The organism is Bacillus sp. S/N-304-OC-R1, from assembly GCF_019749375.1.
In the GTDB taxonomy this organism is placed as follows: Bacteria; Bacillota; Bacilli; order Bacillales; family Cytobacillaceae; genus Cytobacillus.
Genome location: NZ_JACWFE010000014.1, coordinates 17231 through 37640 on the forward strand (window position 1 = coordinate 17231; position 20410 = coordinate 37640).

20 protein-coding genes are annotated in these 20410 nt (G+C 37.9%); 8 read left to right on the forward strand and 12 right to left on the reverse strand.

All coding sequences use genetic code 11. The features are described 5' to 3' along the window. Complete coding sequence (locus tag H0173_RS12580; RefSeq protein ID WP_221846899.1) at window positions 1-1941, forward strand: endonuclease MutS2; 1941 nt, start codon at window positions 1-3, stop codon at window positions 1939-1941. Between the two features lie 177 nt (window positions 1942-2118). Here H0173_RS12580 and H0173_RS12585 read toward each other — a convergent pair whose 3' ends face one another. From H0173_RS12585 to H0173_RS12615, 8 genes are all read right to left on the reverse strand, one after another. Beyond that, on the reverse strand, window positions 2119-2475 hold the full coding sequence (locus H0173_RS12585) for a YrdB family protein (RefSeq protein ID WP_221846901.1): 357 nt from the start codon (window positions 2473-2475) through the stop codon (window positions 2119-2121). A 5-nt stretch (window positions 2476-2480) separates the two neighbouring features. After that, window positions 2481-3065 (reverse strand): TetR-like C-terminal domain-containing protein, encoded by a 585-nt coding sequence (locus H0173_RS12590; RefSeq protein ID WP_221846903.1) that lies wholly within the window; start codon window positions 3063-3065, stop codon window positions 2481-2483. 1 nt (window position 3066) lies between these two features. After that, a complete protein-coding gene (locus H0173_RS12595) occupies window positions 3067-3783 on the reverse strand; it encodes an MBL fold metallo-hydrolase (RefSeq protein WP_221846905.1) in 717 nt (238 codons plus the stop codon). A gap of 131 nt (window positions 3784-3914) precedes the next feature. Beyond that, entirely contained in the window at window positions 3915-4550 is a 636-nt protein-coding gene (locus H0173_RS22290; RefSeq protein WP_260631165.1) for an MFS transporter, read from the reverse strand. Window positions 4551-4571: 21 nt separating this feature from the next. Continuing rightward, window positions 4572-5144, reverse strand: a complete 573-nt coding sequence (locus H0173_RS22295; RefSeq protein ID WP_260631166.1) for an MFS transporter — start codon at window positions 5142-5144, stop codon at window positions 4572-4574. Between the two features lie 76 nt (window positions 5145-5220). Next, window positions 5221-5625: a VOC family protein gene (locus H0173_RS12605; protein WP_221846906.1), complete on the reverse strand. Its 405-nt coding sequence runs from the start codon at window positions 5623-5625 to the stop codon at window positions 5221-5223. Window positions 5626-5745: 120 nt separating this feature from the next. Beyond that, window positions 5746-6270, reverse strand: a complete 525-nt coding sequence (locus H0173_RS12610) for a shikimate kinase (RefSeq protein WP_221846907.1) — start codon at window positions 6268-6270, stop codon at window positions 5746-5748. 94 nt (window positions 6271-6364) lie between these two features. Beyond that, window positions 6365-6718, reverse strand: coding sequence for a VOC family protein (locus H0173_RS12615; protein ID WP_221846908.1), 354 nt, complete (start codon window positions 6716-6718; stop codon window positions 6365-6367). A 202-nt stretch (window positions 6719-6920) separates the two neighbouring features. On the opposite strand from H0173_RS12615, the gene H0173_RS12620 reads away from it, so the two are divergent. The 5 genes from H0173_RS12620 (at window position 6921) to H0173_RS12640 (ending at window position 12774) form a co-directional block, all read left to right on the forward strand. Beyond that, complete coding sequence (locus H0173_RS12620) at window positions 6921-8141, forward strand: DUF418 domain-containing protein (protein ID WP_221846909.1); 1221 nt, start codon at window positions 6921-6923, stop codon at window positions 8139-8141. A 96-nt stretch (window positions 8142-8237) separates the two neighbouring features. After that, a complete protein-coding gene (locus H0173_RS12625; RefSeq protein WP_221846980.1) occupies window positions 8238-8939 on the forward strand; it encodes a response regulator transcription factor in 702 nt (233 codons plus the stop codon). Continuing rightward, window positions 8936-10003, forward strand: a complete 1068-nt coding sequence (locus H0173_RS12630) for a sensor histidine kinase (RefSeq protein WP_221846910.1) — start codon at window positions 8936-8938, stop codon at window positions 10001-10003. The genes H0173_RS12625 and H0173_RS12630 overlap by 4 nt, the downstream gene beginning before the upstream one ends. A gap of 97 nt (window positions 10004-10100) precedes the next feature. Next, a complete protein-coding gene (locus tag H0173_RS12635; RefSeq protein ID WP_221846911.1) occupies window positions 10101-10883 on the forward strand; it encodes an ABC transporter ATP-binding protein in 783 nt (260 codons plus the stop codon). Beyond that, window positions 10855-12774 (forward strand): ABC transporter permease, encoded by a 1920-nt coding sequence (locus H0173_RS12640; RefSeq protein WP_221846912.1) that lies wholly within the window; start codon window positions 10855-10857, stop codon window positions 12772-12774. Before H0173_RS12635 ends, H0173_RS12640 begins: the two co-directional genes overlap by 29 nt. Window positions 12775-12882: 108 nt before the next feature. Here the strand turns inward: H0173_RS12640 and H0173_RS12645 are convergent, their stop codons facing one another. Continuing rightward, complete coding sequence (locus H0173_RS12645) at window positions 12883-14547, reverse strand: peptide ABC transporter substrate-binding protein (protein WP_221846913.1); 1665 nt, start codon at window positions 14545-14547, stop codon at window positions 12883-12885. Window positions 14548-14864: 317 nt separating this feature from the next. On the opposite strand from H0173_RS12645, the gene H0173_RS12650 reads away from it, so the two are divergent. Next, window positions 14865-15134, forward strand: a complete 270-nt coding sequence (locus tag H0173_RS12650) for a hypothetical protein (protein ID WP_221846914.1) — start codon at window positions 14865-14867, stop codon at window positions 15132-15134. Between the two features lie 433 nt (window positions 15135-15567). Here H0173_RS12650 and H0173_RS12655 read toward each other — a convergent pair whose 3' ends face one another. Together H0173_RS12655 and H0173_RS12660 are read right to left on the reverse strand one after the other, a co-directional pair. Then, on the reverse strand, window positions 15568-17721 hold the full coding sequence (locus H0173_RS12655) for a YhgE/Pip domain-containing protein (RefSeq protein ID WP_221846915.1): 2154 nt from the start codon (window positions 17719-17721) through the stop codon (window positions 15568-15570). Window positions 17722-17840: 119 nt separating this feature from the next. Further along, window positions 17841-18200 (reverse strand): cysteine hydrolase family protein, encoded by a 360-nt coding sequence (locus H0173_RS12660; RefSeq protein ID WP_221846981.1) that lies wholly within the window; start codon window positions 18198-18200, stop codon window positions 17841-17843. 351 nt (window positions 18201-18551) lie between these two features. On the opposite strand from H0173_RS12660, the gene guaD reads away from it, so the two are divergent. Continuing rightward, window positions 18552-19919: a guanine deaminase gene (gene guaD, locus H0173_RS12665; protein ID WP_221846916.1), complete on the forward strand. Its 1368-nt coding sequence runs from the start codon at window positions 18552-18554 to the stop codon at window positions 19917-19919. A gap of 100 nt (window positions 19920-20019) precedes the next feature. Here the strand turns inward: guaD and H0173_RS12670 are convergent, their stop codons facing one another. Continuing rightward, a complete protein-coding gene (locus H0173_RS12670; RefSeq protein ID WP_221846917.1) occupies window positions 20020-20406 on the reverse strand; it encodes a hypothetical protein in 387 nt (128 codons plus the stop codon). Window positions 20407-20410: the final 4 nt, after the last annotated feature.

Here is a 20410-nt window from a genome sequence, read left to right on the forward strand (position 1 = left end):
ATGAATAAGCAAACAATTGATGTACTTGGCTATCAGGAAATTTTAAAAGAAATTGCGCATTTTGCAAAAACAAACAGAGGGAAAAACACCATTCAGAAACTTCTTCCCTACCAGGATAAGTCACGGATGGAACTTTCGATAAAGGAAATAGCGGAAGCAGAAGAAATCATTAAAATCAGCAGCAGTGTACCTATTCATACATTGGATGAAATGGAGCTTTATCTAACTCAGGCTAAAAAAGGAATTTATATTCGTGCAGATCAGTTTACTTATGTTCTTTCCTTCTTGCAGCATTGTTCCAAGCTCAAGCAATTTATGAGGGATAAGCAATATGCGGCACCGAATGTAAGCTTATATGCAGAATCCATTGGAGATGTAAGGGAGCTTGCTGAAGAAATTAACCGATGCATTCGGCACGGGCAAGTTGATCAGTATGCCTCGAGTGATCTAGCTTATTTACGAAAACAACTATCGATATTAACCGATAAACTAAAAGACAAAGCACAGCAGCTTGTAAAGTCAAAGAAGTACTCTTCCTATTTGCAGGATACCGTCCTAGTTGAACGAAATGGAAGAATTGCCATTTCGATTAAAAGACAATATCGGTCAAAAGTACAAGGAACCGTTCTTGATTCATCCGCTTCTGGCTCCACTCTTTATATGGAACCGGCTGAGCTTGCGTCCATTCAAGAGGAGCTCGATCTAATCCGGATGGCAGAAGAGCAGGAAACGGAGAGAATATTGTATGAATTAACCGAAAAAGTACTGGAGCATGAACATACGATTGAAATCGCCATTGAAACGATGCACCATTATGATGTTTTATTTGCCAAAGCAGCATTTAGCCAAAAAAATGGCTGCACTGCACCATTACTGAATGAGAATTATAAAATCAATTTGAAAGAGGCAAGACACCCCATGCTTGGAGAGAAGGCAGTTCCATTGTCTATTAAATTCGGAGAGGAGCATCGTGCCTTAGTCATTACTGGGCCGAATACCGGCGGAAAGACCGTTACCCTAAAGACAGTCGGACTGCTCACCATGATGGCACAATCCGGTTTGCCTATTCCAGCTAAAACTGGAAGTGAATTAGCCATTTTTCAGCATATTTTCGTTGATATTGGGGATGGGCAAAGTATTGAACAGAACTTAAGTACTTTTAGCTCAAGGCTTGTCAATATTATTGATATTCTGCGTGTAACTAACGACCGTTCAATGGTGCTGTTAGATGAATTAGGTTCAGGGACTGACCCTAGTGAGGGGATGGCGCTTGCCATTGTTATTCTAGAGCAGCTATACAAAAAAGGGGCAACATTATTTGCCACTACCCATTATAGTGAAATGAAGGATTTTGCTGAAAAAACAAGCGGTTTTCTGAACGGCACAATGGAATTCGATATCGAAACTTTGCAGCCAACATACAGACTTCTGCTTGGACAAAGCGGAAATAGCCAAGCCTTTGATATTGCCATCAAGCTCGGAATGCATCCGGAACTAATCGAAAAAGCTCACCTAATTACCTATAAAGACGAACGAAGCTATCGAGATGGAATGGATGAAAGCATATTGAAGGAAATAGACTATCAAAAACAAATAGCAGTTAACAAATACGCAAGAAGAACAGCTAAGAAATCATCAGCTCATTTACCTGTAGAGGCCCCTGTTTATTTTGAACAAGGCGACAATGTGTTAGTGACAGAGACAAATGAAATGGGGATTGTGTATAAAGGACCCGATTCCAAAGGTGATTATCTTGTACAGATTCAAGGAGAGAAGCGTGGGATTAACCACAAACGATTAAAACTCTATATAAAAGGGAAAGAACTATATCCGGAAAACTATGATTTCGATATTATTTTTAAGTCGAAGGAATATAGAAAAGTTAATAAACAGCAGAAAAAGAAGCATGTAGAGGATGTTTGGCTGGATGGTGAAGAATAATTTTTTCGGCTATGGGAAGCTAATATAGATCGAGTTAACCGAGAACTTTACAACTTTACCTATTTTACCTGTTTTGGGCGGATTAATACTCTTATCGATCCCTATCCACAAATATACAGGCACGGGATTATCACCTAACCGTGCCTTATTCTTTTCTTCGGGGATGAATAAGCTATTTTATACCGCAATTCTCATATCCCCAATATATAAAATAACTCGGTTAACAACAGCCATTATTCCATATATCAAGCCAAGTCCAGCATAGCCTAAGCTTAAGAGCAAAACACACGGAAGCAGAAAAATTAGAATCTCAAGCATTAAATGAGAAATGCCTGACAATTGATAGCTAGCTTGTGGTGATCCAAATAATCCCCAAATAACTGCCACGATTATTGGAGTTCCACAGGCTAGGCACCATTTCATCACTAATGTGTCCCCCATTTTAAATCCCCAATAACCAAATATAAAAAGTCCAAGTAGCTCGAGACCAAATCGCAGGCCAATGTTAATTAGCTTTAAGCCTTCCAACAACATTAAGCTCACTCCTCTATTCCACTGTTATCATGAGTATGCAAACCATTAATAAAAGTGTTAATCAAAATTAAAAAGCTCTTATCCGTTTCAATCGGCATGCCAAAGCCCCCCGTTTGTTCGATTGAAGCAAAGCCGTGCAGAATACTTCTTAATCCTCGAACCATATGAATGGCTTTCTCCTTCTCAAGCTGATATGCTTGCAAAACTTGTAAAGCTAGCCCCACGATAGACTGCTGCGCCTCCTGTAATTCATTATCTTCCCTGTCAACAAAACTGCAGGTTGCCTGATAAAGACCAGGATGTTGTCTTACAAATTGAAGATATGCCCATCCAACTGATCGGATTGCTTCATCCCCAGAGCGCCCTACTGCTGCTTGAAGCAAAGACCCATAGAGCTTCTTCGTTCCATAAATGGCTAGCTTTTGTTTTAATTCATTCAAACCATTCACATGATTGTATAAAGATGGCGGACGAATCTCCAGTTCTTCAGCCAGCATGCCAAGTGAAAGCTGATCTAACCCATGATCATCTATTAATTGTGTTGCTTTTTCTAGAATGATAGATAAATCTATTTTTATTCGACGAGACAATTTATTTACCTCCGTTACTATTTTTCTCAGCCTTTTCAATTGCTTTTTCCATAAGTGCAATTGGATGCTCAATCATTTTCCCGTGTCCAGCCGCAAGCATGCTTGGCTGGCAAGCAAGCAATCTACGTGCACTTGCAAGTGAACTTTCTTTATCCCAAGTGGCTAAAGCGGGGAATGGGAATAAAGGCTTCACTACACCCGAAACAGCCAATCCGCCCCTAGTTTGAAAAGCATCCCCAACAATTAAACTGCTGTTTCGCGTGTCTAAAAGTGAGATGGAGCCTGGTGTATGTCCTGGTGTTAGAATAACCTCCAATGACCCAATCCGATCTCCTTCATGTAGCAGCCTATCAGGCCTAGTCACAATATTTTTTGGAATCCCCCCTCGAATCGGGACAATTTTTTCGTTTGGCATTAAGGAAACATCCCCAAATAACAAACGGGAATCTCTAGACGAAATACTGACCTCTACTTCTGGCAAAAGCTCTTTTAACACATCTAATGAACCTACATGATCTCCATGAGCATGTGTTAAAACGATATTCTTTATAGATTTCCCAATAGTATCAGCTGCCTTCAATATGCTTTTAGAGCTATATGGCAATGCTGCATCAACTAAGGTTAATCCATCATTCTCTTCAACTAAATAACAATTCACTGGAAATAAACGCGGCATGAAAGCTAATTGATAAACAGATTGCACCTTCGTTATTTTCATTGTTTATCATATCCTTCCGTCAAACTAATCTAATTATTATTTTAACTAATGCGATTAGTTATTGTCAATGCCCTCCTTGAAAAAAATGAAAAAGGTGTTAGTAAGTAACCGTTTTACTTACTAACACCCTCCTATGAAACATCTTTAACCTCCGATACCAATGAGCTTCCTTTTCTACACAAGCACAGCTGAATGAAGCCAAACAGTGAAGAAATGAGCATTAAAGAGCCTGACAGTATATACACCAGACGAACGCCTATTATATCTGTTAATATCCCGATGCCCACTATTGAAAGTACAAAAACAAACTGTACAAGGGTTGACTTGGCTGCAAGAATTCTTGTTAATGTCCCTTCGTCCGCACTATTTTGAAACATTGTTTCCTGAGCCAAATCTCTAATTTGAAACGAAGGACCCATTAGTATTACTAGTAACAAAGCAAGTAATGGATAGGATACAAAACCGTATGCAAAGGTGAATAAACCAAAAGCTGCTGAGCCTAATAACATCAGTCCCGTTAAACGTCCCTGCATATATTTTGAAAACCGATAGACAAATACCCCACCGATAATCGCTCCAAAATAATAACCCCCGTTAATATATCCCCACCAAGCTTCCCCTTTTCCCAGCGCCTCTTTTACATAAGCAAGCGTGACGGCACCAATCCAAATTGAACCGACAAACGTTTCTATTAATTCCATGATCACAATAACTCTTAATCCTTGATGAAGAAATAATAGCTTCCACCCTGAGGTTAATCTGCTCATCATTCCTTCTGAAGCTGAGATTCATGTTTTACGTTCGATCTTAATAAAAAACAGCCCCATCACCGACAAGGCTAGTAAAACCATAGTAATTATTAGAGTGGTTTGCTTTCCTAAAAACGCTAATAACGCTCCCCCAAACGTCCAAACCGAAAATAAAAAAGTTTGATCAACACTTGAAATTAGACTGTTTGCTTTAACCCGAGAATGCTCAGGTACAACAGCTTTCACAATGGTGCTTTTCACCGGTGAGAAAAACCCAATAAAAAAAGAGATAAAAAATAATAAAATAAAAAACCAGATCATAGTTATGGAAGTCAGCTGCAGCTGAAATAAAATAAATAATCCTGATAATAATAACAATTGTGCTGCTTGAGAAAAAATTAACAGAGTGTTGAGCCTGAATCGATCTGAAATAGATGGCAAGAATATTCCGCTTATCATTCTTGATATGACACTTATGAAAGTGACCGTTGCCGATAACGCTGTTGATCCTGTTTCATTGTACAAATGCAGCACAATAACCATCGTGTATAAGGCAAATCCTAGATTAGTAGCGGTTTGGCTTACTAACAAAGAATAAAACGAACGGTTCAAAACAAATCCTCCGATGTTTAAGTTAAATCGTACTTTTATAGCCTATGAATTATTTATAACCCCCTTAAAACTACTATTAAATCCCTTTATTATCACGAAGTTCTACAATGGTTCCTTCGGGTGCCCTTACCTTACACAAGAATCCATTTTCAACTTGATAAATAGGCATGTTATTTTTTAATAGAAATTCTGCTCCTAAATTTTGAAGACGGGCTACTTCTTCATCTAAGTTTTCAACCCATATACAAAAGTGAGCGATTCCTTGGCTGTTTGAAACTGATTCCCCCAGTGATTCTCCCTTTTTTCCCGTCTGAAGTTCAATATAAAAAGTGCCTAATTGCAGCCAAGTATTATAATCACGGCCATGAAAATTTGGCGATTCCTGTACCAATTTAAAACCTAGCCCCTCGGTGTAAAATTTAATAGAATCAGTATATGTATTCGTCTGGATGCAAATATGATGAACAAAGCTTTGGGACATTTTCAGGATCCTCTTTTCAATAATAATATGAAGCTAATTTTTACATAGAGCTATAGATGTTCTTTTTTTGTTTTCTTGATAATTCCCCTCCTATTTTAAAGGTATACTATGAATTAGTGATTATCCCTCTTTTTCAAAGTAATTCATAATGGTTCTATTATTCGTTACAACCAATACCTTCTCGCTATATACCCTATATGTATTAAAAAAATTTGGCTTTCCTACTTCCTCAAAATGTCTATTCCATTTAAACATCTTAAAGAAAATATTAATGGTCGGCTTATAATTCGACTTTTCCAACTTAAGCTTTTGTAGCAAGAACCTTTTAATGATTCTCAAAGTTCTTATTGTATATGGGGAATCGAGAAAAATAATTAAATCTGCACTATGAAAGCTATTTGCTACCCATTTCTCGTTATGTACTCCCTCAATAATCCAGGCTTCAGTTTGAATAATTTCATTTAAATACTCTTTTCTTTCTATTTCTGTTCTTCTCATATCCCCAGATTCATTCCTTTTCCAGACGACATTATCTAATTCAAAAAATGGTATATTCAGATTGGCAGATAGCCATTTTGCTAATGTTGTTTTTCCACTGCCAACCGAACCAATGATATGTATTCTTTTTGCATTCCCTTTTTCCAATTGAGATCACCTGCCCAATAAGTTACTCATACCTTATTCTTTAGTCTATCTGTGATCTCCTTGTAAACTGTTAGAGTATTTCCTGCTTTATATGTTACTTCCTTTTCTGCTGAATAAGCCCAAACCCTAACCCAACTGGATCCACCAAGTATGCAAGATAAAAATCATCAAATTCCATTTTGTCTCTAGCCACCATCGCTCCATTTTCTTTTGCCTTAGAGATTGCCTCATCAATGGAATCCACTTCAATTTGGATTCGTGTGCCGTGGGGATAATCATGTGGCCCTTTACTAATTCCTCCATTAATCCCCTTATTATTGCTGCTAGTAGTGACTTCCGAATAACCCCAATGCGGCTCCGCCACCTTCCAGCCAAATACTTTTGAATAAAACTGGGCAGCTTTTTCTGGCTCCTGACTGTTTAACTCAAACCCAATCACTCTTCCCATCCTAATAACCTGCTTTCATATAGTTTTTTTAAACTTTAATTTAACTTCTCTATTTTCTATAAAATACCTTTATTCGTAATTAAAAGCTTTTAGTGACAATATTGTAAGAACTTATAGCACTCTTGTAATCTTTTTCACTATCTCCAAATGACGATCTTCATTAAGATTAGTGAAAATAGACTCGTCGAGGAGTGTTTTTAGAATGAAAGCCTTACAGCCGATCATGGCACATGAACGTATTCAAATTGTAGATGTATTAAGGGGGATCGCCATCTTTGGAATATTACTCGTAAATATGGCACATTTTAGCTACCCAGATCTTTATTTAGCAATGGTAGGAAAAGAGAATTTCTTTACCCATCAATGGAGTGCGGCTGATCGTACTGTTCGTATCTTCTTGGATATATTTATTCAAATGAAGTTTATCCTGATGTTTTCATTTCTATTTGGGTTTGGCATGGTTATGATGATGGAACGAGCTCTTGCAAATGGAAGGAATTTTGTCCCTGTTTATATTAGAAGGCTTCTAGCCCTGCTTCTATTCGGAACGATTCATGCCTTTCTTATATGGGATGGAGATATTTTAATGGATTATGCTTTGCTCGGGTTTATCCTGCTTATTTTTAGAAAAGCAAAGGCAAAAACACTTATTATTTGGGCTTGTATTTTCTATATGCTTTTCGCACTGCCATTTGCATTATCGAGTTTTGGTGATGTTTCACAGCCTGAGATAGATGATTGGCAGCAGTCTTTTCAGACAGAAATGGAATCTAAAGCTAAGCATGCATTAGACGTATATGAAAACGGTAGCTTTAGCGAGATTGCGAACCAGCGACTGCAGGACCGAATGTACTATATGTCAATGAATGGCATGCCTTCATTGAATCCATTGCTATTCTTTTATTCGTCTCTACCGTATTTTTGTATGTTCTTAATAGGAGCATCCTTTGCTAAGGCAAACATATTTCAAAACACGGCTAAAAACCGAAAAAGACTTTTCGTTATTGGAGTTTCAGGATTTGTGATTGGCGTGCCAGCCAATATAGCTTTTGGATTATGGCATCAAGATATTTACCTTTTAATAGGTGCCCCATTTTTAACGCTTTTCTATGTCGCAGCGATAACCATTTTATTTACCAAGCCTATCATGAACAAATTGCTTCAGCCCTTTTCAGCAGTTGGAAAAACAGCGTTCACTAATTATCTGCTGCAATCAGTAATCTGCACGTTCATTTTTTATCATTATGGGCTAGGGTTATACGGAAAGGTAAATCCCTTCCTTGGGCTTTTGATAACAATAGGCATTTATGCGATTCAGCTGATCATTAGTCACTTTTGGACGAAGCGTTTCCTCTTCGGCCCATTTGAATGGCTTTGGCGTACATTAACCTATTTAAGACCTCAGCCTTTTGTAAAGAAATAATAATCATTTATAGCTCGCCAAATGGCGAGTTTTTTCCATTTATGTCTTACATTATAATAGAATGATAGTAGTCAGGCTGAAGGGAGAAATTGGATGATGTATAAAGTTTTTGTTGTAGAAGATGACAGAAAAATGGCAGGGATTATTTGCCAATACTTCAAGAAGTATGGATATGATGCAGAGCATGCTGAAGACTTTGACGCTATTAAAGAAGAATTTTGCCAGTATCGGCCTGACATCGTAATCTTGGATATTAATCTCCCCTCCTTTGACGGCTTTTATTGGTGCAGGCAAATTCGTGGAATTTCCAATGTTCCGATTATCTTCTTATCTGCCCGTTCAGGCGAAATGGACCAAGTATTCGCGATTGAAAATGGCGGAGATGATTATATTACAAAACCCTTTCATATGGAAGTCCTTCTAGCTAAGGTGAAGGGAGTCATTCGAAGGACATATGGAGATTATGCGGTGTCAACAAGCCATAACCTTTTGGAAATAGACGGACTCTTCTTATATCGTGATAGAAACACGATTGAGTATAATGGGGCGAAAATGGAGTGCAGCCCAAAGGAATTTCGTCTGCTGGATTGTTTAGCAAAGAAGTGTGACCATATTGTTTCAAGAGATAAGCTCCTAGAAGCCATTTGGGATGAAATAGATCTTGTAGATGATAACACATTAAATGTGAATATTCGCAGAGCACGTAAAAGACTTGAAGAGATTGGCATTCATGATGCCATTCAGACTGTAAGAGGACAAGGCTATAGCTTGAGGAAAAGCTGGAGGCCCTTATCATGAGCTTTAGGCAATTTTTAATAGACCGGTTCACTTATATCATTGTTTTCATTGTTACAATTACTCTAGTCTTACTTGTTATCAAACTAGGTTTGCTTGAAAACGGAACAAGGATTTCAACTGGGCATCTCACATACATAGGCATTTTATCTTGTGTCCTGCTCTTCATTTACCTATTTATTGATTATATTCGGCTAAAGCCCTTTTATGATGGATTAAACAACGCTTTAAAAGAAGGGGACCTGCCATCGCTTTTAAAACTGACAGCAGTTACGAGAGAGCAGCAACTATTTAAAAAGCTTTGTGATGAAACTTATCAAGATTATACTGAGAAATTATTTATGTATGAAGAACAGCAAAAGCAAAACTATTATTTTACAAATCGTTGGACACATCAAATGAAAACACCTCTATCTGTTATTCGCCTTATGCTTCAGGAGGAAGAGGAATGGACAAAGGAAGAGTTGTTAGAGCAAATGGATGAGGAAACGATAAAGCTGCAGGATGGTTTACAAATGATGCTTTCAACAATTAGGCTGCAGCGATTCGAGGTTGATTTTTCTATTGAAAAAATTGAATTGCTATCTTTTCTCCGTTCCATATTGCATGAGAAAAGAAAAACCTTTATTCGCTATCACATTTTTCCGAAGCTTGAAACCGATGAAAAGGCCACTATCATTGAGTCAGATAAAAAATGGCTTAATTTCGTGGTGGAGCAAATAATTCATAATGCTTTAAAGTATTCGCAAGGGAAAAGAAATGAAGACTCAAAATATATAACATTTTCTATTAAGCGTTTTGAAAATAAAGTAAAGCTCATCATTGCTGATGAGGGCATTGGCATTAAGAAAGAGGACCTGCCAAGAGTATTTGACCCCTTTTTCACTGGCCAAAATGGACGAAAACTGCAAGAGTCAACAGGGATGGGTCTTTATTTAGCAAAACGGGTATGTGATCGCTTGCAGCAACCCATTTCCATCCATTCAATTGAACATAAAGGGACAGAGGTAGAGCTAATTTTTCCTCAGTCGGTCGATTATTATCAGTTTGCCCGCTCAGAAAGATGATAAAATTGTCATCTTTCTGAGCCTCTTTGTCATGTAAATCGATAGTGACCATCCCGGATTTTTTTTAATGTATAAGTAACGATTTGTTGGAGGGATTATGATGCTTTTACAAGCAAACAATATTACGAAAATTTACATGTCAAAAAAGGGCAGCTTCTCACATCAAGCCTTGGACCAATTCAACCTTCAAGTACAAGAAGGTGAGTTTGTTGGAATAATGGGACCTTCCGGGAGCGGGAAATCGACTCTACTAAATATTTTAGCCATGATTGATAAGCCATCTGCTGGAACAGTCGAATTAAAGGGCGTAAATACAAAACAGCTAAACGAAAAAGAGCTTTCACTATTTCGCCGTAAGCAGCTCGGGTTTATCTTTCAGGACTTCCATTTACTTGATACCTTGTCAGTAAAGGAAAATATTCTCTTGCCCCTTGTTCTTGAAAGTATCCCAAAAGGAGAAATGGAGAGAAGACTGGCAGAAATTGCTGAGATTCTAGGGATTAGCGACATTTTATCTAAAAGAACGTATGAAATTTCAGGCGGTCAACAGCAGCGAACAGCTGCAGCCAGAGCTCTTATTCATAATCCAGAGCTCATTCTCGCAGATGAACCGACAGGAAACCTTGATTCAAAGGCAGCAAAATCGCTAATGGAGGCTTTAGAAACATTAAATAAGGAACAAGGCCGATCCATATTAATGGTCACTCATGATCCATTTGCAGCCAGCTATTGCAACCGGATTGTATTTATTCGGGATGGCAGACCCTATACGGAAATTTACCGAGGGGAGCAGCGGCAAGCATTTTTCCAAAAAATCCTTGATGTTCTTTCCATGCTAGGAGGTTCCTTTGATGACATTTCGTCAGCTCATTCTAAGTAATATTAAAGGGAATTTCCAGAAATACAGCTCTTATTTTTTGAGCAGTACATTTACCGTTTGCATTTTCTATTTGTTTTCAGCGTTTATATTTCACCCCAGTGTAAAGGGGCAAAAAATTAACGAGCTTATTTCAGTATTGTTAATTGCTTGCGAGATTGTAATTGTTTTTTTTACCGTTTTCTTTGTCATATATTCGAATTCAGCTTTCATGAAGTCCAGGAAAAAGGAATTTGGTCTTTTGAAATTAATTGGGCTTGAAAATAAACAGATTGAAAGGCTTGTTTTTTTTGAGTTCACTGTCATTTCCATTGGGGCTATTGGTGCAGGAACGTTATTTGGAATTTTATTTTCAAAGTTGTTTTTTATGGGAATTAACGCGATTTTACAATTAGAGTTTCCAATTACATTCACTGTTCCGCAAAATGCTGTCTTGACTACCCTAATCGTTTTTTTTGTCTTATTTGAATTGATTACCTTTCTTGGTTTAAGAGATGTCAGGAAGAGCGAAATTATCGAGCTCGTTAACGCTTCCAAAAAACCGAAGGAGCCACCGGCCTATTCTCGCATGCTGATTATATTAGGTTTCGTTCTTTTAATAGGAGGTTATGCGCTCGCAGCCGTATCCAATTTGGTTATCTTATTCTTTTCGATGATCCCTATTTTAGTTCTTGTGATCTTTGGCACCTATTTGCTATTCGGGCAAATATCCACAGCGATCCTGGATAAATTAAAGAATTCATCTTTGTATTGGAAAAAAACAAATATGACTACCATTAGTATGCTTGTCTTTAAAATGAGGGATAACACTAGAATCCTAAGCATCGCTGCCATTCTAAGTGCAGTTGTTACATCCAGTATGGGAATACTAATTTGGTTCAATCATTTTTCCGGCACTGCATTGCGAGGGCCTCAGGATATGATTATTTTACAAAAAGGACTAGATGAGAAGCCGGTTTATACTAGCGCTGACATCGAAGCTGCTGCACATAAACATAAAGTAGAAATTAAGCATTATTATAGAACCATTATTTTACCTTCAACGTTTACTTTACGTGATAGCACTCAATCGATGTGGATAATGTCAGAATCTGATTTTAATAAACGGGCAAAACAAATGAAGCATATTAAGCCATTACAATTAGAACCTGAGAAAGCTATACTTGTAGCTCCATTCGATCCTTCAGAGGATGAGCGGTTCAGACCACCTTTATACGAAAAAGATTTTATTAATATTCAATTTAATAGAGAGAGTAAAAAAATAGCGATTCAGGACTCCATTGCAGAGGTTACGACCATTCGTGGGCAGAATAGCAGCAATGCCTATCTTCTTGTGATAGATGACAAAGTGTTTGAAAACTGGGCAAATTTATTTTCTCGTGACGAGCAGCTAGTCATTCATGATTATTACTTTGGTGACTTAGAAAATGCAGAAAGCTTAATGGAAGAACTAATTGCTGGGGCAAATGGCTCTGAGAAAAATATTATTAACGGATTTGCGACATATCTCTACATCAATATAGGCAATAACCTTCTCTTGTTTATTGGATTATTTATTTCTATGCTGTTTTTCCTTGCATCCGGAAGTTTAATCTTTTTTAAATTAATGACAGAGATAGAGGAAGATAAACAGGGATTTTCGATTATGCGCAAATTGGGAATGTCTGAACAAGAAGTTAAACGAACTGTATCGTTTCAAATGGCTATTTTATTTTTCTTGCCTGTCGTTGTAGGGACAGTTCATACATTATTTGCTTTTAATAGCGCACGTGTTGCACTTATGGCAACAACGATTTGGTATACCGGAATTATCGCAATTGGCTTATATATCTTATTTCAATTTGCTTATTTCTTCATTACCAGATCAATTTATATTCGAAGACTTCTTCGGTAAATAGCCTTTCTTTTAATTTATAGTATCAAAAGAAAAAAGGGACGCCTGTGTCAAAACGCTTCTGATCCAGACGCCCCTTTTCGTTTTATTTAACCTTCACAATCAACATTATTCAAAATATGCCCATTTGTATTGCACATCACCAAGTCCAGAAATCGCAACACCTTTTAATTTTTCATCCTGAATCCAGTTATTTGTATAGAAGTAAATTGGTGCTACCGGCATATCCTCCATTAAGACCGCTTCCGCATCTTTTAATAGCTGCTGACGTTTTTCACGATCCCCTTCTAAAGCCGATTTTGCCAGCAGGTCTTGGAACTCCTTGCTTTCCCATCCGGTATTATTATTACCGCCATTAGCATCCCGATACATTTCAAGGAAGTTAATCCCATCGTTAAAATCACCTAACCAACCTAATCTGCCGACTTGGTAATCAAGTGAATGAAGCTTATCTAGATATACCGCCCACTCTTGATTTTCAAGTGTGACCTCTACACCTAAGTTTTGCTTCCACATATCTTGAATTGCCTGTGCAATCTTCTGATGTGTTTCAGATGTATTATAGGAAAGTGTAACCGCCGGGAACTCAGATACATCCGAATATCCTAATTCCTCTAGACCCTTTTGTAAAAACTCCTTCGCCTTTTCTACATCATTATCTGAAAAATATCCTTTTTCATTTTCCGGGAACATAGATGGCGGTACTATAGCCATTGCCGGCATTTGTCCTCCTTGTGTAATATTATCAATAATTTCCTTACGATTAATCGCATAAGCAAAAGCTTTACGGATGTTAACATTATTAAAAGGTTTAACTGTTGTGTTGAATTTGTAATTATAGATTCCAGCAATCGCTTTAGTATTTAACTGTCCGCTATCTTTAAGTGCCTGCATCGCATCAGTTGGAAGGTTACCAGTTGGAGCTCCTGCCCAATCCAGTTCACCGTTTTCAAACATCGATAGCTCTGTATTCGGATCATTCACCATAATCATTTCGATCTTTGTCAGCTTAACTGTCTGAGCATCCCAATATTTATCATTTTTCTCCAAAACGATCTTATCACTATGAGACCAATCTTTCATAACGAAAGGACCGTTGGATGTATAGCTGTCACCTGAATCGTTTGACCAATTTGGATTTTGTTCCGCAACTTTACTGTTAATCGGATAGTAAGTATAAAAAGCAGTAAGCTCTAAAAAGTATGGAGTTGGATTCTCTAGTGTTACCTCTAGAGTCTTATCATCTAACGCTTTAACACCGACATCATCAAGAGATCCCCCAGCAGTATTGGCTGCTTCAGCTCCCTTCACGTAGTAAAGCTGATAGGCATATTCAGATTGATTGTTTGGATCTAAAGCCCATTTCCAGGCGTATTCAAAGTCTTTTGCTGTTACAGGATCCCCATTAGACCACTGCATATCACGAATCTTAAACGTGTATACTTTTTGGTCACTAGAAACATCAATTTTTTCTGCCGCTGCAGGTTCTGGTTTCCCTTCAGGGCTAATACGCGTTAACCCTTCAAAAGTCTGATTGAGTACTGCTCCAGAAGTTGTATCCTTTGCCAATCCTGGATGTAATGAAGGCGGTTCTGTATTAATATTAATACGTAATTCCTGTGGAACATCAGGCTTTACCTCTACCTTTGACTCTCCCTTTTCATTTCCCGCTGCTGTCTCCCCGCCACCAGTTTGCTTATTACTGTTGCATGCAGTTAAAAACATACTAAAAACTAGCAACACACTAAAAAAGATTGATAATTTCTTATTCATCTGTTTGCCCCCTTTATTAAGTTCACAATCGTTTCTCATTTACCCTGGCAATTTCATATACTTTTTAATATGCAGGGCACGAAAGAAAAAACTATTGTTTTTATAATTATAAATATTCAGAAAAATATCCTACAAGAAATATTTTTTGACAAATTTCTTACCTTTCTTTCGACATGGATTCACTGTAGGATACCTAGGGTTTAAAATTTTCATAGATTATAGCTCCTATTTGTTTATTTTATGAAAGCCTACAAATCTACTATTTCCTTTTTTCACTTCATTGTATAATGAAGCATAAATCTTTTTGAGGTGACGAAATGGGGACACATATATTAGTACATAATCACGCTCAACATAATCCATTACTTGTTGTCATTTCTTATATTATTGCGACAATTTCAGCTTATGCCGCGATTGAATTGGCACGAAGAATGAAACATACGGAAAATAAGACAAAGCTAATCTGGCTTTTTTCCGGCGCATCGGCTCTTGGTGTAGGGATATGGTCCATGCAACTTATTAGCATGGATAGTGTTTGTAGCCACTATTATGATATTTTTTATTTTCTTCTTTTCTATTACTTTTAACCGAACAAAATTCAGTATGGCATTTTTAATATAAAGACAAATTGACCGTCATCACCGAAATGACGGTCAGCTCCTACCTGAAATTCTTCCATCTTGGCCGTCATCACTCGAATGACGGTCAACTCGCACCTGAAATTCCTCCATCTTGGCCGTCATCACTCGAAAGACGGTCAACTCACACCTGAAATTCCTCCATCTTGGCCGTCATCACTCGTATGACGGTCAGCTCCTACTTAAAATTCCTCCATCTTGGCCGTCATCACTCGTATGACGGTCAGCTCCTACTTAAAATTCCTCCATCTTGGCCGTCATCACTCGAAAGACGGTCAACTCACACTTGAAACTCCTCCATCTTGGCCGTCATCACTCGAAAGACGGTCAACTCACACTTGAAACTCCTCCATCTTGGCCGTTATCCTGAATTGTCCTTTTTCTAGTGAATAAGCTTGCCTTCTTTTGCCTTTTGCACAAATTTTGCCGTTGACCGGTTGACTAAATCTTTTAGAGTGAGTCCTAATAACAGCATGATGGTCACGAAACAAGATAAATACAGAAGATCATGCCGAACTACATCCCAGAGAATTCCGCCTACTGCTTCGCGCATTAAGCTGATGGCGTAAGTAAACGGTAGCAGCGGATAAATGGCTTGAAAAAATGGAGGTGTTACCTGAATCGGAAAGGTTCCTCCTGACCCAGCAAGCTGGAGCACCAGTAGAACAATTGCCATCGCCTTCCCTACATTTCCAAACACAGAAACGAAAGTGTACACGATTAACATGAAAATAGAGCTTAAGAGCATTGCAAATAGAACAAACCAGCCCTTATCTGCTACATAAGTTTTTAATATAAATAGGTCTCCTAAAGTGATGCTCAACGATTGGAAAATGCCTAAAAGTAAAAAAGTTAAATATCGCCCTAAGTATACTTGATAGGCCTTGAACATTCTTTGATCTTCATGTACCTCTACTGATAATAGGGAAACAAGGAGTAATGCCCCTACCCATAAAGATAATGTCGTAAAAAAAGGAGACATGGCTGATCCATAATTAGGAATTGGGAATAGCTTATGTTCCTTTAAAATCACCGGTTCCGCAAAAAATTGCCCCTCCCTTTCAGCGTTGTTCTTTAGGAGGTCAATTAGTTCGTTCAAAGTCCCTTCCTTTTCTAACTTCCTAATAACGTTAGCTAAATCATTTATTTTACTTTGAATAGCAGGAAGTCTCCTTTGGATATCTAGCAGCTCTTTATTTCCAACTGTAACTCCCCGTTTAGCATCCACTAAAACTTTCTGCACATCTGGTATGTCTTGACTTACTCCTTGTAGTATTTTGGCTGCCTTATCACTTGAAAATTTTACTCTAGCAAAACCGTTCTGAATTTGCGGCATAATTTCACTGTCAAAGCGTGAAAGAAGATCATCAAGTATTGTTTCGGACCTAGTGGCTAGCCCATTTAATGCGGCAGCAAGTTCTCCGGAAACATCTTCACCTCGAGAAACACGCCCCTTTACTTGGTTTAATATTGTTAATTCCTGTGTTAGATAGGCATTCAGCTCTTTTGATTTATTAACAGCGTACTGTAATCTATTTTCACCTGTTATTTCATTCATTCTCTCAAAAAGATCAGCCAAGCTTTGTGTGACCAAAATCCCATTGGATATATGCTTGATTGATCGGTCAATAGCATTGTTCACCACAGTTGGATCTATTGCCGGATCCATCATACTGTCACTTAATTGCTTCGTTGCAGCAGATATTTCCTTCATTAAAATAAGACTGGTTTTCATATTAGGTCCAGCTGTTTCCGACAAAACATCTGATCCTTTATTTAACCAGGCACTTAAATGATTAACAAATTCCTTGTATCCCTTAATTTCATCCGCAATTAGGGCAAGATTGGACTGTGCCTTCGTAATAAGGCGATCCGCGATGGCCATATCCTGCACCATTTCATCTACAACTCTATGTACTTCAGGCATCATGCTCTCTAGCTTTAGAATTAGATTAGAAACTTTTTCGATTGTAGGTCTTTCCTTCTCTAATTCGAGTCCAATTTCATTAAAAATCGAAAAGATTGTGCCATTTGCAGTGTGTATGAAATTCTTCCTTACCTGCTCTACAATGCCGCTTGCCCCTTTTGCCGTTATTTTCGGAGCGATGGCATTGATTTTTTCATTTACCGTATAATCAATCTCTGCTTTTTGCGGGACATCCGTTAGAAAGCTTGAAATTTTTTTTGAAAAATCAGCTGGGATTAAAATACTTGCATAATAATCACCATGATTAACGCCCCTTAATGCATCCTCTTCATCTGTAAAAACCCATCCTATATTTTTATTTTTCTTTAAGGATGCTATTATCTCATCGCCAATTTTCAAGCTCCGACCTTTAAAAACAGCTCCCTGATCCTGATTAATAACTGCAACGGAAATATTTCCGGTGTTTCCATATGGATCCCATGAGGCCAAAATATTAAACCATGCATATAAGGACGGCAAAAACACTAGCCCTAAAATAATAACAAGCAGCGCCCAATTCTTCACAATACTCCTTACGTCCCGAAAAAATATATAAAAAATATTTTTCATCCATACCCTCTCCAACACGATCCAGTTACTGTTAATATCCCCATCTCGTTAAAAATAACTCTTGAGACACTTGGGGTATAGGTATATGAATGAAATAAAAAAAGGACCTCATATCGGCCCTAAAATTTCCTATTTATTTGTGACTGTATTAAATTCCCGGCAAATTTTATTTGAATCAGCAAGTCTGACTCCTTTTGCTTTCTTTTTTCATCTGATGCCCCAGCAACTGCATCCTCTACGACCGTTACGATGAAATCCCTTCGCAGTGCGCCAATTGCAGTTGCTGCCACACAGCCTTCAGCAAATAAACCTACAATATTAACACTCTTAATATTATTCCCTTTTAAAAAGGAAACTAATTTAGAATTGCTTAGTGCATCCCCTTTATTTTTTGGATAATAATTTTCATCCACGATGTGCAAGCGTTCATCTAGCTTAGACCCAGAACTGCCCTTTAAGGCAGTTTTTTTCGAAACCAGTTAAAAATGAATAGGCTGGGTTCGAATTCATTTGCTATATAAATAACAGGGATTCCCTTACTGTCAGCTTCTTTGATCATATGATTAATGCGCTCTAGCATGGGTTCAATATGATGTTCCGCTACTGGCATTTTTGCTTGTCAGCCTATAAAATCCTTCTGAATATCTAAAACAAGTAATGCTGCATCCATTTATTTACCTCTTTCCGGCCTTAAAAGCCCTACCCAATTCCTCAACTTAATTACCTAAATATTAATCCCTGAAAATTATTTACGCTCAATAGACTTTGCCTTTTAATTCCCCTATAATTATCGAATAGAATTTTAAAAAAACAACATGAGGGTGTCATGCATGAAAAAATTTACGAAGGTTTTTAAAGGGACTGCTTTTACGAGCCAGTCACCTAAAGAAGTGCAAATACTGCAAGACTATCTTTTCTGCATTAATAATGACGGATTAATTGAAAAAAGGGTTTCACCGGAAGATGCAGAATACAAGGAAATTCTTAATGAATATCAAGGAACTGGAAATTTCCATTCCTTAGGCGAAGGACAGTATTTTCTTCCAGGCTTTGTCGATTTACACGTCCACGCACCGCAATGGGCTCAATCAGGAACTGCCTTGGATATCCCGCTTTATGATTGGCTTAACACGTATACCTTTCCAATTGAATCAAAATTTGCTGATTTAGATTTTGCGAAAGACGTCTATGAGGATGTTGTCAGCACTCTACTAGCGAATGGCACAACAACTGCCCTATATTTTGCCACTGTTCATAAAGAAGCTAGTCTGCTGCTAGCAGAAATCTGTGCAAAAAAAGGACAACGAGGCTTAGTAGGGAAAGTCGTTATGGATGACCCTGAGCAAAATCCGGATTTTTATCGAGATGCTGATGCCAAGACTGCTATTGCAGATACGGAAGAGTTTATTCTAGCAGTTAAAAAATTAGCGGAGTCCACAAAACAAGGGGTATATCCGGTTGTAACACCGCGGTTTATTCCTAGCTGTACGGATGAGGCTTTAAAAGGTTTGGGAGAGTTAGCAGCAAAGTATGATACTCATATTCAATCACACTGCAGTGAAAGCGATTGGGCTCATAACTATGTTAAAGAACGGTTTAATAAAAATGATGCTTTTGCTTTGCATGATTTTGGGCTGCTCCGTGATAAGTCCGTAATGGCTCACTGTAATTTCTTAGATGATCATGATGCTGAGTTATTTGCTAAAACAGGTACGGCTATTGGACACTGTCCAATCTCCAATGCTTACTTTGCCAACAGTGTGATTCCTATTGCTCATTTTCACTCAAAAGGCGTTGAGATTGGTTTAGGTTCCGATATTTCTGGCGGGTTCTCGCCAAGCCTTTTCGATAATGCAAGACAGGCTGTTATGTCTTCAAGAATGCTAGAGGACGGCGTTAATCCTGCTCTTCCAGCAGGAAATCGCGGAGTACCTGATTCCAGAATCACCATTAATGAAGCATTTTACCTTGTAACTGCTGGCGGCGGGGAAAGCTTAAGCTTGCCAGTCGGCCGACTAGAAGAAAACTATGCTTGGGATGCTCAAATCATCGACACAACTATCCCAACGTCCAAACTACCCATCTTTAATAAAAAAGAAAATTTACTCGACATCTTCCAAAAAGTCATGTACCTTACCCGCCCAGAAAATATTCGCGAAGTATGGGTCCAAGGTGAAAAAGTCCATTCACGGAATTAGGAAGCACAAGGACGGTTCTTGCCTCGTAAGCATCAGAACCGTCCCTTTTTAGTAAAAAGCCCCTTTCCGAATACATCAGAAAGAGACTTCTCTAAATCTATTAAAATGGGAATGATGTAAGATTAATAAATGCTAATGCTTCCTTTTCATCAATAAATGCCTTAACTTTATCAGCAGTACCTGTATTTCTAGAAATACGGTTAATTTGCATTTGAGTGATAACATCCTTACAGATGACAATATTCTTTTCAACATTTTTAGCAACGAAATCCATTAATTCTGACCAAACTTCTTGAACATCTTGTTTGTATAGTCCGTTAAGATCACGATTATCAACGATAAAATATTTTATGCTTGGGCTCATAATTTCTTTCTTTACTCTCTCTGAAATCGATTTAGCTTCTTCTACAGTAATATCAGTTGTAGTTGCTCTCCAATAAAAAGCTCCTTCGTGCGTTTTCGTAACTGCTTTGTTTGCTATACTCATAATA

Coding starts and splice junctions, on each gene's coding strand:
- H0173_RS12580 (WP_221846899.1), top strand. CDS start 1: ATGAATAAGCAAACAATTGATGTACTTGGCTATCAGGAAATTTTAAAA.
- H0173_RS12585 (WP_221846901.1), bottom strand. CDS start 2,475: ATGTTGTTGGAAGGCTTAAAGCTAATTAACATTGGCCTGCGATTTGGT.
- H0173_RS12595 (WP_221846905.1), bottom strand. CDS start 3,783: ATGAAAATAACGAAGGTGCAATCTGTTTATCAATTAGCTTTCATGCCG.
- H0173_RS22290 (WP_260631165.1), bottom strand. CDS start 4,550: ATGAGCAGATTAACCTCAGGGTGGAAGCTATTATTTCTTCATCAAGGA.
- H0173_RS12605 (WP_221846906.1), bottom strand. CDS start 5,625: ATGTCCCAAAGCTTTGTTCATCATATTTGCATCCAGACGAATACATAT.
- H0173_RS12615 (WP_221846908.1), bottom strand. CDS start 6,718: ATGGGAAGAGTGATTGGGTTTGAGTTAAACAGTCAGGAGCCAGAAAAA.
- H0173_RS12620 (WP_221846909.1), top strand. CDS start 6,921: ATGAAAGCCTTACAGCCGATCATGGCACATGAACGTATTCAAATTGTA.
- H0173_RS12625 (WP_221846980.1), top strand. CDS start 8,238: ATGTATAAAGTTTTTGTTGTAGAAGATGACAGAAAAATGGCAGGGATT.
- H0173_RS12630 (WP_221846910.1), top strand. CDS start 8,936: ATGAGCTTTAGGCAATTTTTAATAGACCGGTTCACTTATATCATTGTT.
- H0173_RS12635 (WP_221846911.1), top strand. CDS start 10,101: ATGATGCTTTTACAAGCAAACAATATTACGAAAATTTACATGTCAAAA.
- H0173_RS12640 (WP_221846912.1), top strand. CDS start 10,855: ATGACATTTCGTCAGCTCATTCTAAGTAATATTAAAGGGAATTTCCAG.
- H0173_RS12645 (WP_221846913.1), bottom strand. CDS start 14,547: ATGAATAAGAAATTATCAATCTTTTTTAGTGTGTTGCTAGTTTTTAGT.
- H0173_RS12650 (WP_221846914.1), top strand. CDS start 14,865: ATGGGGACACATATATTAGTACATAATCACGCTCAACATAATCCATTA.
- H0173_RS12655 (WP_221846915.1), bottom strand. CDS start 17,721: ATGAAAAATATTTTTTATATATTTTTTCGGGACGTAAGGAGTATTGTG.
- guaD (WP_221846916.1), top strand. CDS start 18,552: ATGAAAAAATTTACGAAGGTTTTTAAAGGGACTGCTTTTACGAGCCAG.
- H0173_RS12670 (WP_221846917.1), bottom strand. CDS start 20,406: ATGAGTATAGCAAACAAAGCAGTTACGAAAACGCACGAAGGAGCTTTT.